General features: G+C 42.4%; 11 protein-coding genes and 1 pseudogene. 5 read left to right on the top strand and 7 right to left on the bottom strand.

Features of this window, described 5'->3' with window-relative positions; genetic code table 11:
- The first annotated feature begins 50 nt into the window (after window positions 1-50).
- The 4 genes from MTP09_RS09515 to dnaJ all read left to right on the top strand — a co-directional run bounded on the left by MTP09_RS09515 (window position 51) and on the right by dnaJ (window position 4,723).
- Window positions 51-1,148 carry an endonuclease gene (locus tag MTP09_RS09515; RefSeq protein ID WP_243548180.1) on the top strand — a complete coding sequence of 366 codons (1,098 nt, stop codon included), beginning with the start codon at window positions 51-53 and terminating at the stop codon, window positions 1,146-1,148.
- A gap of 108 nt (window positions 1,149-1,256) precedes the next feature.
- A complete protein-coding gene (locus MTP09_RS09520) occupies window positions 1,257-2,588 on the top strand; it encodes an Nramp family divalent metal transporter (protein ID WP_243548181.1) in 1,332 nt (443 codons plus the stop codon).
- A gap of 411 nt (window positions 2,589-2,999) precedes the next feature.
- Window positions 3,000-3,539: a nucleotide exchange factor GrpE gene (locus tag MTP09_RS09525; RefSeq protein WP_243551631.1), complete on the top strand. Its 540-nt coding sequence runs from the start codon at window positions 3,000-3,002 to the stop codon at window positions 3,537-3,539.
- Window positions 3,540-3,610: 71 nt separating this feature from the next.
- A complete protein-coding gene (gene dnaJ / locus MTP09_RS09530) occupies window positions 3,611-4,723 on the top strand; it encodes a molecular chaperone DnaJ (protein WP_243548182.1) in 1,113 nt (370 codons plus the stop codon).
- Between the two features lie 577 nt (window positions 4,724-5,300).
- Here the strand turns inward: dnaJ and MTP09_RS09535 are convergent.
- The 5 genes from MTP09_RS09535 to glgP all read right to left on the bottom strand — a co-directional run bounded on the left by MTP09_RS09535 (window position 5,301) and on the right by glgP (window position 11,852).
- The gene (locus tag MTP09_RS09535; RefSeq protein WP_243548183.1) at window positions 5,301-5,981 is read right to left on the bottom strand and encodes a DedA family protein; all 681 of its coding nucleotides are present in this window, start codon (window positions 5,979-5,981) and stop codon (window positions 5,301-5,303) included.
- A 47-nt stretch (window positions 5,982-6,028) separates the two neighbouring features.
- Window positions 6,029-7,012, bottom strand: a complete 984-nt coding sequence (locus MTP09_RS09540; protein ID WP_243548184.1) for a sterol desaturase family protein — start codon at window positions 7,010-7,012, stop codon at window positions 6,029-6,031.
- A gap of 346 nt (window positions 7,013-7,358) precedes the next feature.
- On the bottom strand, window positions 7,359-8,471 hold the full coding sequence (gene prfB, locus MTP09_RS09545) for a peptide chain release factor 2 (RefSeq protein ID WP_243548185.1): 1,113 nt from the start codon (window positions 8,469-8,471) through the stop codon (window positions 7,359-7,361).
- Between the two features lie 216 nt (window positions 8,472-8,687).
- Entirely contained in the window at window positions 8,688-9,794 is a 1,107-nt protein-coding gene (locus MTP09_RS09550; RefSeq protein WP_243548186.1) for an NAD(P)/FAD-dependent oxidoreductase, read from the bottom strand.
- Window positions 9,795-10,193: 399 nt separating this feature from the next.
- Entirely contained in the window at window positions 10,194-11,852 is a 1,659-nt protein-coding gene (gene glgP, locus MTP09_RS09555; protein WP_243548187.1) for an alpha-glucan family phosphorylase, read from the bottom strand.
- Window positions 11,853-12,078: 226 nt separating this feature from the next.
- Here glgP and MTP09_RS09560 point away from each other — a divergent pair, with 226 nt between their 5' ends.
- Entirely contained in the window at window positions 12,079-12,876 is a 798-nt protein-coding gene (locus tag MTP09_RS09560; RefSeq protein ID WP_243548188.1) for a hypothetical protein, read from the top strand.
- A gap of 21 nt (window positions 12,877-12,897) precedes the next feature.
- Here MTP09_RS09560 and MTP09_RS09565 read toward each other — a convergent pair whose 3' ends face one another.
- Window positions 12,898-14,304 carry a glycogen synthase gene (locus MTP09_RS09565; RefSeq protein ID WP_243548189.1) on the bottom strand — a complete coding sequence of 469 codons (1,407 nt, stop codon included), beginning with the start codon at window positions 14,302-14,304 and terminating at the stop codon, window positions 12,898-12,900.
- A 460-nt stretch (window positions 14,305-14,764) separates the two neighbouring features.
- Window positions 14,765-16,666, bottom strand: a pseudogene (glgB, locus tag MTP09_RS09570) (1,4-alpha-glucan branching protein GlgB); the annotation flags it as partial.
- Between the last annotated feature and the right edge of the window lie 82 nt (window positions 16,667-16,748).

Below are 16,748 nucleotides of genomic sequence, written 5' to 3' on the forward strand. Positions count from 1 at the left end.
TGCAGTATAGATTTTTCTATAACTTTGCCTAAAATTTTCAACTCGTTCTTATGAAAAAGACACTCCTTTTTATTTGCACTGTATTCTCTACAGGATTCGCCTTTTCGCAGATTCCTCCAGGATATTATAATGGTACAGAGACTTTAACAGGATACGCGCTTAAAACAAAACTCAACCAGATTATCTCAAACGGCGCCCTTGATTTGGGGTATTCAGGATTATGGACTACTTATTACACATCGGATCGGGATAAATATTATGAAAACAATCAGACATTGCTCGACATGTACTCTGAAAAGCCAAACGGACCCGATGCCTATGAATATATTGTGGGCACTAATCAGTGCGGAAGCTCCAATCAAAATGTAGAGGGTTATTGTTATAACAGAGAGCACTCCCTACCCAAAAGCTACTTTGGCGGCCAAGTTGCTCCCATGGCAAATGACGCACACTTTGTAATTCCTTCTGATTATTTTGTAAACAGCAATCGGGGAAATTACCCCTACGGAGAAATCGCTTCAGCAAGTTGGACTTCCACCAACGGAACGAAAATAGGACCAAGCACATTCCCCGGATATGCAGGTACGGTTTTCGAACCCATCAATGAATTTAAAGGAGATATTGCCAGAATGCAACTTTATTTCATTACAAGATATGAGGATAAATTGGCGTCATTTGCTCAGTACCAAACTTCATCAAGCCCACTTGACGGAACAACTGACCGTGGATTTAAGCAATGGTACATCAACCTGCTTTTGAAATGGGCTGCACAAGATCCTGTTTCCCAACGAGAAATTGACAGAAACAATGCAGTTTACGCAAGACAGAAAAACAGAAATCCATTCATCGACCATCCGGAATGGATAAGTATGATCTGGACTTCAACTCTTTCAACACAAGACATTTCACGTTTCGACAGAACACTTACTGTTTTCCCAAACCCAGTGCGAAACGGGCAGCTTCATCTTTCCGGCTACGAACTTGACAAGGTGAATGCGATTCAGATTTATACTATTGACGGAAAATTAGTTCAAACCGTCAATCAGAATATGAAAAATTCAAATACCGTTGGTTTAAAAAGTTTAGAAAAAGGAATCTACTTTCTGAAAACCAACACAAACCAATCGGTAAAGTTCATCGTAGAGTAAATTTTGGTTAAAGGAATCCCGGCAATTTTCCGGGATTTTTTATGCAAAAATTTTTCAGGATTAGAAAATGTTATGTATTTTTGTTAGATTATTCTAACATTAATTAAATTGACGTCGAACATTTTCAGAAAACCTTGGAGAAAGAGCCGGACTTCGAACTCGCTTCCGGAAGTTTTTTCCAGTATCCATGTGCCGAAAGATGCGGGATTCTGTCGGAAACTCTTCGCTTTCGTCGGTCCAGGTTTGATGATTGCCGTCGGTTATATGGATCCCGGAAACTGGGCGACAGATATTGCAGGTGGGGCACAATTTGGTTATACCCTGCTTTCCGTAATTCTGATTTCAAATATTTTCGCGATGATTCTTCAGCATCTTTCGTTGAAATTGGGAATCGTCGCCGAAAGGGATTTGGCGCAAGCTTGCCGCGACCATTTTCATCCGACCACCAATTTTATTCTTTGGATTTTCTGCGAAATTGCCATCGCCGCTTGTGATTTGGCAGAAGTGATCGGTTCCGCAATTGCGCTGAACCTTCTGTTCGGGATTCCTTTAACTTGGGGAGTTGTGATTACCGTAATCGATGTGTTCCTCATATTATTTCTTCAGGCAAAAGGATTCCGCATTATAGAGAGTATCGTCGCAGGATTGATATTGATCATTCTCATCTGTTTCGGTTACGAAATAATCCTCAGTAAACCCGATCTTTTCCCGATCCTCCACGGACTTGTCCCACAAAAAGAAGTGGTGACCAATCCCTCAATGCTCTATATCGCCATCGGAATTTTGGGAGCGACCGTGATGCCGCACAATCTTTATCTACACAGCAGTATCGTACAAACCAGAAATTACGAACGAACCGATTCGGGTAAAAAAGAGGCGATCAAATTTGCAACCATCGACAGCACACTTTCCCTTTTCCTCGCGTTCTTCATCAATGCTGCCATTCTGATTATTGCAGCAGCGACTTTCCACACCACAGGAAACCGCGATGTTGCCGATATTCACGATGCCCACAAAATGCTTACCCCAATTCTGGGAACCACTTTCGCAAGTATTTTCTTCGCCATCGCACTACTCGCTTCCGGACAAAACTCGACACTTACGGGAACTTTAGCCGGACAAATCGTGATGGAAGGATTTCTCAATATTCGCTTAAAACCTTGGTTAAGACGGCTCATCACGAGATTAATCGCAGTAATTCCCGCGCTGATCGTCACCATTCTTTACGGTGAAAAAGGCACCACGGAACTTTTGGTTTTGAGCCAGGTGATTCTTTCGATGCAGCTGAGTTTTGCGGTAGTTCCTTTGGTAATGTTCACCAATTCCAAACCCAAAATGGGAAGATTTGCCAACAAACTTTGGTTAAAGGTTTTGGCTGGAATCATCACGGTAATCATTATCATTCTTAATGGAATTCTATTAATCCAGGAACTCTTTTGATTCACTCTTAGTTCTTTTTTCCTACGTAAAGTCACAAGGAAATGTAAAATTCTTTGATTGCATTTGTCAATAACGCAAAGCCATTTCATTTAGCTAAGAATAAGTTACTACTATTGATCTGTTATTCGATTTTTTTAACCGCAAAGACTCTCAATGATTAACTAATTATTTAGATAGCAAAGATGACGAATAAATTCGTTTTAAAGCTTTCGTTTAATCAAATTCGCTTGCGAATGATTTCTATGCACTCTAAATATTTTACCTTTTGTCTAAAAACTTTGCGTTTCAGAATAACATTATCGCATTAGTAATTTAATGGTTAAAACAAGGAACTTTAAATATACTGCCGAATTGTCCTAAAAAATCCTTTGGCAAAATCTTTGCGAAATGCAGCTTATAAAATGTATGATTATGTCAGAAAACAAGGATTTACACGAAGAAAACCTGAACCAGGAGCAGGAATTCAACCAAGATAATCAGGAAGAAGTTACCGAAAATGTGACAGCGGAACCTACTGCAGAAGAACTTTTGGCAGAAGAAAAAGACCGCTACATCCGTCTATTTGCCGAGTTCGAAAACTACAAGAAAAGAACTGCGAAGGAGAAAATGGAGTTCTTCCAGTACGCCAATCAGGATATGATGATTTCAATGCTTGACGTTCTCGACGATTTCGAGCGTGCGCTGAAAGAAATTGCAAAAACTGGAAATGAAGCAGATTTGCGAGGCGTGGAACTCATCTACCAAAAATTCAAAAACAAACTGGGCGAGAAAGGTCTGAAGAAAATGGAAGTGAATCCTGCTGACGATTTCGACGTGGATTTCCATGAAGCAGTGACCCAAATTCCAGCGCCATCACCTGAACTGAAAGGTAAAATCGTAGATGTAATCGAAACCGGATATACCTTAAACGACAAGGTAATCCGCTTTGCCAAAGTAGTTACAGGAAGTTAAGAAACTCAATCGCGAAAGAACTTTGCCGACATTGGTGAAGTTTTTATGCATCAATAATTTCAAGAAAAGGGATGTCAAAAAGAGACTATTATGAAGTGCTGGAAGTTTCCAAAAGCGCTTCAGCCGAAGAAATAAAAAAGGCCTATAGAAAAATGGCCTTAAAATACCACCCGGATAAAAATCCAGGCGACACTGTAGCTGAAGAAAAATTCAAGGAAGCTGCAGAAGCTTACGAGGTTTTGAGCGACGGCAACAAACGCGCAAGGTACGACCAATTCGGACACGCCGGAATGGGCGGAAACGGCGGTTTCGGTGCTGGCGGAATGAATATGGAGGATATTTTCGCACAGTTCGGAAATATTTTTGGCGGCCATTTCGGCGGCGGTTTTGGCGGTTTCGGTGGAGCGCAAACCCAGCAACTCAGAGGAAGCAATCTTCGGGTAAGAATCAAGCTCAACCTTGAGGAAATGGTGAACGGAACCCAGAAAACCATCAAGGTTAAAAAACTGAAACTCGCTCCAGGCACAACCTCAAGAACTTGTTCGGCCTGTAACGGAAGCGGAGTCCAGATCAAAGTGATGAACACGATGTTTGGACAGATGCAATCGCAGACTCACTGCGGAACTTGCCAAGGAATCGGGAAAGTTGCCGACAAAATCCCTGCAGGCGCCAATTCGCAAGGTTTGATTAAGGAGGATGAGGAAGTAACTATCAATATTCCTGCAGGAGCGAGAGACGGAATCCAGCTGAATGTGCGCGGAAAAGGCAACGACGCTCCTTTCGGCGGAAATCCTGGAGATTTGCTTGTGGTGGTTGAGGAAGAAGTGGACAACACCATCAAGCGTGAAGGCGACAACCTGCATCAGGAACTCTATATTTCCTTTGCGGAAGCAGCTTTGGGAACACAGAAAGAAATCCCGACCGTCGGTGGAAAAGTAAAAATCAAGGTCGATGCAGGAACACAGTCCGGAAAAATCCTTCGGCTTTCGGGAAAAGGTTTACCGAGTATCGACAGTTACGGAAAAGGCGATATGTTCGTGCACATCAATGTTTGGACGCCGCTAAACCTGTCTCCTGAACAGAAACAGTTTTTTGAAAGCCAGCTTGAAAACGGAGCGATGGTCGCAGAACCGTCGGGTAAGGAAAAAACTTTTTTCGACAAGGTCAGAGATTTGTTTAATTGAATAACTGAAAAAATTAAGAATATGGGAGCTTCGTAATGGAGCTCTTTTTTTGTTTACTAATTTGCTCGTCCGCTCTTATTGGTTTTTTTCTAACACACTTTTTTGTATCACAAAGTTCCCGAAGTATTTTCACAAAGGACACAAAGTGTACGCAGCTTTTACACAAAGCTATTTCTTACAAAAAAATAAATTCCAAAAACAAAGATTGAGCGCAACACACCCATTTAATAAAATATTCACAAACAAAAACAAAATAAATTCGATAATTTTAAATTATTTTATAACTTTACTGATAAATTAACAAAAAAAACAATCATGAAAAACAACTATTCGACTCATTCAACCGCAAAACAGGAAGATAATTATCTGAGCAATTACTCAAAATCCCGAAAATTGTTTGGGATCCGAAATCGCGTGAGCGATGGTAGCGGAAATCCTTTTTGTTTTTGGCCAGGAAAAGGAAGGGGAAACAAAAAGATTGCAGCGGACGTAGCGACCCGAGGTGCTGGTTTTGCGGAAGCGAGGGACACGCCCAAAAAAAAGCAACCTTATTCAGATTGCTTGGTATTGATCAGGATTACTCCTCGGTTTTTGGTTCCTCTTTTTTCCCGAAGAAAAATTTGATGATGATCGGCAATGTCGTGATCAGTACGATGATGATGATGATCAATTCGAGGTGGGCTTTAAGCTCGATCCCGAACTGGTTTCTGAAGAGCGAGTCGAGATAGTGGCCTGCGAAAATCAGCGAGAACGACCACAGAAATGCACCGATAATATTGTCGATGAGGAATCTGCCTTTGTCCATTTTCACAATTCCTGCAACGATGGGCGTAAAAGTTCGCACAATCGGGAGAAATCTCGCCATAATCACCGCAAGCGCGCCGTGCTGCTCAAAAAAATCGTGTGCCTGATAAAGATATTTCTTTTTGAAAAGGAAGGAATCCTCTCTTTTGTAGAGCGCGGGTCCCGTTTTGCGGCCGAACCAGTAACCGACCTCGTTTCCGATGATTGCAGCGATTGCAACGCAGGTCGCCAAAATTGCAGTATCAAGAAAATCGCTTCCTGTTGAACCAAAGGTTTCGTTGATCAGCTCCACCGCGTAAATCCCTGAAACGAAAAGAAGACTGTCGCCGGGAAGAAAGAATCCCACAAATAAACCGGTTTCTGCGAAAACTATAAATAAAATGAGCCAGAAACCGCCCATCTTAATGTAAAATTCAGGATTGAGTAAATCCTTCCAACTCTCGAAATGTTCCATATCGGCAAAGATATGAAAAGCGCTGTTTTTTAAGGAAAAACTATTTGTTAAAATTTCGTAAAGTTGGTGTTTCCTTTTTGTAAAACCGAGATTCTTTCGTCCTTTCCGTCATGTTTCCAACCGGGCGCCTTGAAGATGTAGGATAATTTCGATTTCAGGTCGGGCGCGTTTTTCACGTCTTTCACCATATTCCCAAATTCATCAAAAACGATATGGAAAACGTTGTAGGTACTGATATTGTGCAGAATTCCGTAATCGTGCTTCGTTGATTTTTCCGCTTGATACGTTCCGAAAAGATGGTCCCAAATCATTAGGATCCCACCGTAGTTCTTGTCGAGTTCCTCAATCTGTCTTGAATGATGGACACGGTGATTGGACGGCGAATTGAAAATCCTGTCGAACCAGCCGAGTTTTCCGATCGCGTCGGTATGCGGCCAGAACTGAAAGATCAGGTTAAACTGATGCATCATCGCAATCATCAACGGATGAAAACCAAGGATCACAAACGGAATGTACCAAATATCGCGGTAAATAATTTCGAACCAACCCTGCCTTAAAGCAATCGCAAAACTGAGATGCTTCGCCGAATGGTGATTGACGTGACCTGTCCAGAACAAACGAACTTTATGACTCAACCGATGGTGCCAGTAAAAACCGAAATCCTGAACAATCATGACCAAAATCCAAAGCCACCAATGCTCGAGATTCCATTGCAGAGAAAGCAGGTTCGATAAATCACCGACCGCAAAAAGATCAGTCAGCCGAAAGTTATTGTAAAACCAAAAGAAGTACGAAAGCGAAACCGCCTTCATCCCAAAATCGAGGAAAACCGCACCCAAACCAAGACCGATGCTGGAAAGCTCATCCTTAATCAGTTTTTTCGTGAAAAGTTTCTGCGGAATCTGATACAGCAAACTTTCCCCAAGGATCAGGAGGATGAACCCGGGAATAAAATACGTGACCGGATCTGTAAAATCCAGCGGACTGAACAAACCGAGACCGTTGAAAAACTGGGTGATCTGAGTTTCCATTCGGGAGATGATTGCGGTTGCTAATTTAGGTTTTTAAAAATACTAAAAAAGTTGCCACGAATGCACGAATAAAATTACTGCACTCAGTTCGTCTAATCTGCGATTTCGGGTAGTGAAAAAAGGCGATCTCTAAAAAACGCAAAGCTTTCTGCTTTATGCTAAGGTTGCAAAGTTTTATTCGCCAAAGGCGAATGGATGAAGCGACTTATCTGCGCAATCTCTGAAAACTGCGAGAGAAAAAAAAGTTGCCACGAATGCACGAATCAAAATCATTCGTGTATTAGTGGCTGATAAATCTTAAATAAGAGATTGTCGCGTCTTTCGTTCCTCTCTCCTCGCGATGACCTTACAATTCAAAGTCATCCTCCGAAACCGCCGTTCCATCCGCCATCAGGAAAGCTTTCAGAAACGGCGTGAGATCACCGTTCATCACTCCGTCCACATCCGAAGTTTCGTAGCCAGAACGCACGTCTTTCACGAGTTTGTAGGGATGCATCACGTAATTTCGGATTTGGCTTCCCCACTCGATTTTCATTTTTCCTGCCTCGATTTCGTTTCTTGCTTTCATCCTTTCCTCCAATTCGATTTCGTAAAGCCGCGAACGGAGGAGCTGCATCGCCTTCTCCTTATTCTGAAGCTGCGAACGGCTCTCCGAGTTTTCAATGATGATTCCGGTCGGTGCGTGACGAAGACGAACTGCGGTTTCTACCTTGTTCACGTTTTGTCCACCCGCTCCTGAACTCCGCATCGTTTCAAAAGAAATATCTGCAGGATTGATATTGATCTCAATGGTATCGTCAACCAACGGATACACATAAACCGAAACAAAACTCGTGTGTCTTTTAGCATTCGAGTCAAACGGCGAGATTCTCACCAAACGATGCACTCCATTTTCACCGCGCAGATAACCGAACGCAAATTCGCCGTCGATTTCGAGCGTCACGGTTTTCACCCCCGCTACATCGCCTTCCTGGAAATTCAGTTCACGCAGTTTGTAGCCCTGCTTTTCCGCCCACATCGAGTACATCCGCATCAGCATTGAAGCCCAGTCGCAACTCTCGGTTCCACCCGCTCCTGCCGTGATTTGCAGTACTGCAGAAAGTTCGTCGCCCTCGTTTGACAGCATATTTTTAAACTCCAGATCCTCGATTTTTTCCAACAGAACGGGAAACGCTTGCTCTAGTTCCTTTTCCGAATCGGGATCTTCTTTGGCGAAATCCATCAAAACCTGGACATCCTCAAAACGTGAAAAAATCTCCTCATAATCATCCACCCACTTTTTCTTGGAGCGGAGCTGCTTCATAAAGGATTCTGCCTCTTTGGGATTGTCCCAAAATTCGGGTGCCGCCGTTTTTTCCTCGTCGTTGGCAATTTCGATCTTCTTTTTCTCGATCTGCAGGAATTTATACAGGTCGGCAATTCTGGACTGCGCGTCTTTGATTTGGTCGCTGTTAATCATTCTGCAAAAATAAGTTAATTTGAAAATGTGGCAATTTGATAATTTGGAAATTTGACGTTTGTGTGTTTAGGGTAAGAAGGTCTAAATTTATTCTAAAAGTTCAATGTTTCCTTCTTTCCTTCAAGACCTGCAAGCTCAATATGATCTTAAGTTATTGAATTTAAGAAATATCACAGAAAATGGGAAGGTTTTGTGGAATGCTTAAAGCTTCCTTAATCAAATCAGTTCCGCCACAATTTCCCCGATTTTGGGAGCAAGCGCAACTCCCATTCCCGAAAGTCGAACCGCACAGATTTTCCGCTGAGAAAGTTTTTCCACAATCGGCGACTTCTCCGCTCCCATCGCCATAATCCCGCTCCATCGGTTGGTAATCGTGAAATCCTGAGTGGGTAGAATTACCTTCCTCAAAAAATCTTCGAGATGGTTCTGAATATTATCGGAAGTGGACATCTCTCCCGTTTCTTCACCTTTAAAGTCGAGATTTCTCGCACCTCCCAAAAGAACTCGGTTTCCCAGATTTCTGAAATAATAGAACCCTTCATCGTAATGAAAAGTTCCGTTTAACTTTAAATGTTCAATGGGATCGGTCAGTAGGATTTGTCCGCGAGCTGGAACCAAATCAATTTCCGGGAGCAAATCTTTGGCAAAAGCATTGGTCGCAATGACGAGTTTTTCCGCCTCAATCTCGAAATTGCAAGTTTTTACTTTCGCACTGTTTTCATCTTCCGACAGTTCGGAAATTTCGGTTCCAAACAGAAATTCAACCCCAAGATTCTGACATTTTTCTAAAAGCTTGCTCAATAACTTTCCCGAATGGAGCGCACCTTCCAATGGATTTTCAATCAAGTATTTTGAATTTCCCAATCCAAATTCATCAATTTTTTTCTGGTTTAATGAATAGGTTTTCTCCAATCCTGTCACGGTTTTCAGGTGTTCGTTTACTACATCGATTTTCGACAGAGCAGCATCATCATTCAAAATTTCATAACCGCCACACATTTCGAAATCAATTTCGGAATGATCAAAAGTGTGCTGAATCTTCTTTAAACCCTCAAAACGCATTTTGACCAGCTCCAAAGTTTTTTCCCAACCCATTTTTTCGGAATCGGCGATCACTTCGGTCAAACTCCCAAAACACGCAAAACCTGCATTTCTCGTGGAAGCACCTGTAGGAACCGAATTGCGCTCGATCACCAAAACCGATTTATGCGGAAATTCTTCCTTAATCGCGACCGCGCTCCACAAACCCGTGAAACCTGCTCCGATAATGATGATGTCGCGCTTTCTGTAAAAAGTCTGGAGTTCCCAAATGCTTGGATTCATTGCTTTTTATTTTGATTAAAAGTAGGGAATTTTCCTGATTTGGAGGTGAATTGCAGAAAAGTTATTTTCTCCACAGCAAAGTTTTTGTGAATATTTATCTGATGTTGAAATGTTGTATTGCGGAGTATACTCGAAACTGTTTAAGTTTTGGCTAAAGCCAGTTGGAGATGTTGATAATTATCCACGGCTTAAAAGCCGTGGCAATTGATATAAAAGCCGTGGCAAATGATTAGGTAACTGCAAAGAAAAAGCGCCACTAATGCACGAAAAAAAAACATTCGTAAATTCGGGACGAAAAAATATTTGCAGCCAATGCAAAAAAAAAGGACCCACTTTTTTTTAGTGAGCCCCTCTATTTTTTGTGGAAAGATCGCGATCTGTCCGCATATACGGAAATGCTTAGTTATTGTAGATTTCCTTATAATATTCATCCGCCATTCTGTCGGAATTGAATTTATTCTGCACATCTTCCATTGCAGTTTGCTGGATTTTTCTCCACTTGTCCGGATTGTCGTAGTAAGTCGGGATGATCTCGTTTTCTAAAACATTGTAGATATTTTCAAGATCGAAATTGTCCTGATCGTAAACGCTCATCGTGTTGTAATCCGCTTGAGGAGTTACAAAACCGTTGACACCGTTGTTGGCAAATTCAGGAATCCATCCGTCGTCGGTTGAAAGGTTTACGGAACCGTTCATTGCGGCCGTCATTCCCGAAGTTCCAGACGCTTCTCTCGGAACACGCGGATTGTTGAGCCATAAATCGGATCCTTGCTTCAAAGATTTGCTTAATGAAAGTTCATATCCCGTAAGCACCGCCATATTTTTGTAGTACTTGCTTTCCTCCACCAAAAGGTTGAATGTGGAAATCGCCGCATAATCCATCGGGTAAGGTTTTCCTGCCCAAATAATCTGTACAGGATATTTCGGATTGTTGAGTAACCTCTCGAAACGTGCTTTATCGCTCAATAGCAAGTCTGCTCTTTTGTAACCCGCAAATCTTCTTGCCCAAACAATGGTGAAAACATTCGGATCGAAAAGATTTCCGGTTTGGTCGGCAACGATTCTGAACAGGCGCTTCTTCAAATGTTTTTTTCTAAAATCGAAGAGCATATCGTCACCTTCATCTTTTGCGCTGTACAAAGGTTTATCTGACCAATATTTGAATTCCTGTGCATTGGTAATCGCCTTGATATCGCAGATTCCAGGATATTTGCTCCACATCAGTCGGGAAACAACGCCGTGAAGTTGGGAAACTCCATTAGCAATTCTCGCCATTCTCAAAGCGCAAAGCGAGTGGTTGAAACGGTCGTCCTCTACTCCTTCGATGGTTTTCACCTCATCAATCGTTAAACCAGAGAAGTAAGACATATCGTGGCACATAAAGATATTGTGTTTCTCATTTCCAGCTTCTTCAGGAGTGTGCGTGGTGAACACGAGTTTTTCTTTCACTTTTGCCAAATCGCCACCGAATTTCTTCAGCAGATAAAACGCTGCAGGAAGTCCGTGAGCTTCGTTTAAATGGTAAACATCTCTTTCAAGGTTTAAAACATCCAACAGTTTCGCACCGCCTTTTCCGAGAAGGATGTACTGCGCGATTTTGGTCGATTCATTCGCGTCGTATAAACGGTGACAAATTGTTTTGGAGATGTGGTCGTTTTCCGTAACGTCCGTTGAAAGGAAAAACATCGGTGCAGTATGGAAAACTTCCGGATCAAGGTACCAAACCTTTACCCAAACCGGCGCCGAGTGAATCTCGATCTGGAATTTAATTCCCGTATCCTGCAGAAAGGAATACATTTTTTTCGTCCAGGTCGGCTGCAAAGTCTGGTCGTGGTTTCTTGCCTGATCGTAGTAGCCGAACTTCCACAGAATGCCGATTCCAACCAAATCCTGCTTTAGGTTGTATGCACTTCTCATGTGAGAACCGGCAAGGAAACCGAGTCCGCCGGAATATATTTTTAATGCCTGATCAATGGCAAACTCCATCGAAAAATAAGCAACTTTCTTAGAATAATCGGGGTTGATGCTGAACGGCATCTCGAAATTTTTGAAATCCATCTTCTTCAATATTTGAAGTGGCAAATTTACTTAAATTAATCCTTTTACTAAAGTTAACTTTTATCAGCTATTTTGGACTTTTGAGCGTAAATTAAACGGTTACAGCGAATTACAAAAACCGCGGTTTAATATTAAATCAACTTTAATTTTTAGAAGAAATGATTTTTGTATCGTTTTTTTGTTTAATTTTAGAATCGTAAAATATTGATTTTCAAAATTTAGGGTGATGAAAAAGATATTTTCCGAAGAAGATCTGGTCAAGAACCTGTCACTTTATTACATGAACCGGCATTTGAAGAAAAAGCCGATAGAGAAGTATCACCGCGAAATAGACCAGAGCAAGCTCCACGACCGCGAGAAATACCGGAAAAAATCCGAGATTCTTTTGCTCAACTCTTTCCTCCACCACTTCCCCGAAGTTCAGTTTGAAAACCTCACCTGCGAAAGCCCCGACTTCATCGCCAAACTCAATGACAAAAAAATCGGCATCGAACTTACTGAAGTAATCAACCATCTGGAAATAAAAAAAGTAGAAAGTCAGTTGAATAAAATTTTCCGCACTGCAGAGCGACTGCTCGAAAACGAAGACACCCCGAAATTCCGTGGTGTTTATTTTTTGGAATTCCACAACCTCTCCAAAATCGATTTGCTGGAAAAACAGGACGACGTGGTGCAAAACATCGTGAAATGTATTCAAAGAGGTAAAGCTTTCGGCTGCGTAAAAAAAGTCAGAAAGTCTCCACACCGAAGAAATGTGTTCATCACCCACGATTTCAACCTTGGTCTTTTCGACGGGTTATGTTCCGAAAAAATCATCGAGCTCATCGAAAAGAAAAACCAGAAATTCCCTTACTACGACCGAAGTGTGGACGAATGTTGGCTGATCATTGTTTCCGACATGAATTCTTTGGCATCGCGGTACACCTTTATCCAAAACAAGGAAAACCTGCAAAAAATCCAGTCGCCTTTCGACAGAATCATCCATGTGGAAAACCTTTGCGGAAATCTGACGAAGATCAAATAATCAGGCTACTTCCTATTGAAATTATCTTTGATAAAGATGAAGATATTTCTCCGCCGACTTTTCCCAGGAAAAATCATAATCCATATTCGAGTGAACGAGCGAATCCATTAAACCCTTGTCGTGGTAAATATGGAGCGCACGATGAATCGCGTGCACCGCATCTTCTGCAGACGCCGCTCCGAAATTGATCCCGCTTCCTCCCGTGGAAATATCTTCAACCGTGTCGCGCAAACCGCCTGTGTAACGCACAATCGGAACCGTACCGTAACGCATCGCATACATTTGGTTCAATCCGCAAGGTTCAACTCTTGACGGCATCAGGAGGAAATCCGAAGATGCATAAATCTTATGCGAAAGAAATTCCTTGTAACCCAAATCCAGAGCGAAGTTGGAATAGGAATAACTCAAATCTTTCAATTGGTTTTCAACGTGTTTTTCTCCTGAACCAAGGATCATAATATTGAGCCCGCCATACGTTTCCTGAATGCTTTTCCATACGATGTCGGGAAGAAGATCTGCTCCTTTTTCGCCCGCAAATCTTCCGATAAAGCTCACCAAAGGCAAATCGGGATTCAGTCCGTATTCTGTGCAAAGTTCCTTTTTGTTTCTCCACTTTCCTTCCAAAGCGTTTTCCTTTGAATAATTAAATTCGAGGAAGGCATCAGTATTTGGATCCCAAACTTCGGTATCGATTCCGTTAATAATCCCGTAAGCTTTCGCGTGTTCCCGCTGAACAAGTGATTCCAAACCTCTCAAACTGTGGAAAAGCTCATCGAGATAACCTTCGGAAACCGCGTTGAAAGCGTGGCAGCATTTCAGCATCGCCGCTAACGGATTGATCCATCCGTTCCAATCGAGCAAGCCGATTTTGTCACCGCGAAACCACGGAAAATATTCCGCCATTTCCCAACGCATCTGTCCTTGATATTCGCCATTATGGATGGTTCCGATGGTTTTCACCCCGCTCAGAAATTTGAATTCGGGGCAATTTTCAATCATAAACGGAACTAAACCTGTGTGATAATCGTGGCAATGGAGCACATCGGGTTTGATTTTCATCGCCGTCAACCAATGCAGAACTCCATGCTGAAAAGCGAGAAACTGTTGGCTCTCGTCCCAGTAACCGTAAGGATTGTCGCGGTCGAGAAGTCCTGGAATCTTTACCAGATAAAGATCAAAACCTAAAACTTTCGAACGTTCCTTCATCACGGTCACCTCAAAAGTGTGGAAACTCTGATGAATCCAACCATTGAAAACGATTTCAAACTCGTGGTCGTGGACAAATGGACGGTTGTACCAAGGCATGATCACACTCGCTTCAACGCCATCGTTTTTATTCAGGTATTTTGGCAAAGCTCCTACCACATCGGCAAGTCCGCCCACTTTCGCGACAGGATAACATTCCATGGAGAGGTTGAAGATTTTCATTCTTGATAGATTTCAGATTTCAGATTTCAGATAGAATCCAGTATTCGTAGGACAGGGATTTCAGATTTTATGAAACTTATTTCTTTCCTGCGATTTTCTTCATTGCGGTTGCCGCTTCATCGGTTGCCTTTTTCAGACGCGAGGTTTTTGGTTGTGCAGATTCAGTTGTCGGCAGTTCTGTTTTCTTCGGAGTCGCAACCCGTGTTCTCGTTGGTTTCTTTTCCAGAGTTAATGGTGGGATGTCTTCTTTCGGTTCACTCAGAGCTTTTACCACCGGTTTTCGAACTGGTTTTGGTTTTTCTGCGGTTGCCGTTTTGGTTGTTGCCGTTTTTGCGGGAGCTTTTGCCACGGTTTTCTTGGCTGCGATCTGTTTTACTGGCTCATCTTTTTTTACTGAAACTTTTTTTGTCGTTTTCGGTTTAGCGGAAGTCTTGGATTTTGCAACTTTCTTCTTCGCTGTTTTTTTCTGTCTTAAAATCACTCCCGCAAGTGGTGGCAATTGTAGGATAATCGCATTTGGTCGGTACATCCATTCGTCGTCTTCCTCATCCACAATTTCGGCGTTTACTCCGCTTCCCGCATATTTTTCATCGTCAGAATTCAGAACAATTTCCCAGTTGGTTCCTTCATTTACGCCGATCTTATAATCAAAAACTCGGGGTGTCAAATTCAAAACGACCATCAACACATCGTCCTCTTCCTTACCTTTTCTCAGATAAATGTAGATGGAATTATTGCCGTCATTTGCTTCCACCCATTCCAAACCATCGGGATTGAAATTGTTTTCGTAAAGTGCCGTTTCGTGGGTATAAAGGTGATTCAAGTCTTTCACGAATTCCTGCATTCCTTTGTGGACAGGATATTGCAACAGATGCCAATCAAGACTTCGGTTAAAATTCCACTCGTTCGTTTGTGCAAATTCATTGCCCATAAAAATCAGTTTCGCACCGGGATGCGTAAACATGTAGGTGTAAAGCGCGCGGAGATTTGCAAATTTCTGCCATTCATCTCCCGGCATTTTATAGATCAAGCTTGCCTTTCCGTGAACCACTTCGTCGTGGGAAAGCGGCATCATATAGTTTTCGTTGTAAACGTACATGGAACCGAAAGTAAGCTTGTTGTGGTGGTATTTTCTGTTGATGGGGTCTTCTTTAAAGTATTTAAGGGTATCGTGCATCCAACCCATCATCCATTTCATTCCGAAGCCGATTCCGCCGTCGTGAACAGGTTTGGTAAGCATCGGAAAATCTGAACTTTCCTCTGCAATGGTCATGATGTCGGGAAACTCTTTATAAACAGCTTTGTTGAATTCCTGCAGAAAATCTTTCGCCTCTAAATTCACATTTCCACCGAACATATTGGGTTCCCATTCCCCTTCGTTTCTCGAATAATCGAGGTGCAGCATAGAAGTCACCGCATCCACACGAAGTCCGTCCGCATGATAACGTTCAAGCCAGAACATCGCGTTAGAAATCAAAAAAGATTTTACTTCAGGTCTTCCGTAATTGAATATATGCGATTTCCAGTCGGGATGGAAACCTTTTCTCGGGTCTTCATGTTCATAAAGAAAAGTACCGTCGAAGAAATGGAGTCCATTTGCATCACCAGGAAAATGCGACGGAACCCAGTCGAGAATTACGCCGATTCCGTTTTTGTGGAGCTCGTCGATCAGGAACATTAAATCCTGCGGCGAACCGAAACGCGAAGTTGCAGCAAAGAAACCCGTTACTTGGTAACCCCAACTCGGATCGTACGGATATTCCATCACGGGCATAAATTCCACGTGGGTAAATTCCATTTCCTTTAAATAAGGAACGAGCCGCTCAGCGATTTCTCTGTAGTTGAAAAATCTTTCAGGATCGTCGGTTCCGCGCATCCATGAACCGAGATGCATCTCGTAAACTGACATTGGTGCTTTCAGGGAATTTTTTTTCCATCTTTCAGCCATCCAGTTTTCATCACCCCACTCAAACCAGGTTGTAGAAATCAATGATCCCGCCTGAACACTCTGCTCCCAACTCAAAGCGAACGGATCTCCCTTTTCCAAGAGAACGCCCTTGTTGGTGCGGATTGCGTATTTGTAAACATTCCCCCAGTTAAGATCAGCAATAAAACCCTCCCAAATTCCCGATCCATCCCATCTTGGATAAAGTTTGTGCGCTTCCGAATGCCAGTTGTTGAAATTCCCAATCACGGAAACCTCTTCTGCATGCGGTGCCCAAACTGCGAAGTAAGCACCTTTCACACCATCGACTTCTATGGTGTGCGAACCGAATTTATCGTAGAGTTTGTAATGTTTCCCTTCGCGGAAAAGGTAAATGTCGTGCTCGGTAAACAGGGAGTGAGGTTGGACAATTTTCATGGCAGCAAATCTTATTATTCTTACGAAAGTAAATTACTTAATTGCGCATCAAATATATTTAAAATAAAGATATTCACGATAG

It is taken from the genome of Chryseobacterium suipulveris, assembly GCF_022811685.1.
GTDB lineage: Bacteria > Bacteroidota > Bacteroidia > Flavobacteriales > Weeksellaceae > Kaistella > Kaistella suipulveris.

Coding starts and splice junctions, on each gene's coding strand:
- MTP09_RS09515 (WP_243548180.1), top strand. CDS start 51: ATGAAAAAGACACTCCTTTTTATTTGCACTGTATTCTCTACAGGATTC.
- MTP09_RS09525 (WP_243551631.1), top strand. CDS start 3,000: ATGTCAGAAAACAAGGATTTACACGAAGAAAACCTGAACCAGGAGCAG.
- dnaJ (WP_243548182.1), top strand. CDS start 3,611: ATGTCAAAAAGAGACTATTATGAAGTGCTGGAAGTTTCCAAAAGCGCT.
- MTP09_RS09535 (WP_243548183.1), bottom strand. CDS start 5,981: ATGGAACATTTCGAGAGTTGGAAGGATTTACTCAATCCTGAATTTTAC.
- MTP09_RS09540 (WP_243548184.1), bottom strand. CDS start 7,012: ATGGAAACTCAGATCACCCAGTTTTTCAACGGTCTCGGTTTGTTCAGT.
- prfB (WP_243548185.1), bottom strand. CDS start 8,471: ATGATTAACAGCGACCAAATCAAAGACGCGCAGTCCAGAATTGCCGAC.
- MTP09_RS09550 (WP_243548186.1), bottom strand. CDS start 9,794: ATGAATCCAAGCATTTGGGAACTCCAGACTTTTTACAGAAAGCGCGAC.
- glgP (WP_243548187.1), bottom strand. CDS start 11,852: ATGGATTTCAAAAATTTCGAGATGCCGTTCAGCATCAACCCCGATTAT.
- MTP09_RS09560 (WP_243548188.1), top strand. CDS start 12,079: ATGAAAAAGATATTTTCCGAAGAAGATCTGGTCAAGAACCTGTCACTT.
- MTP09_RS09565 (WP_243548189.1), bottom strand. CDS start 14,304: ATGAAAATCTTCAACCTCTCCATGGAATGTTATCCTGTCGCGAAAGTG.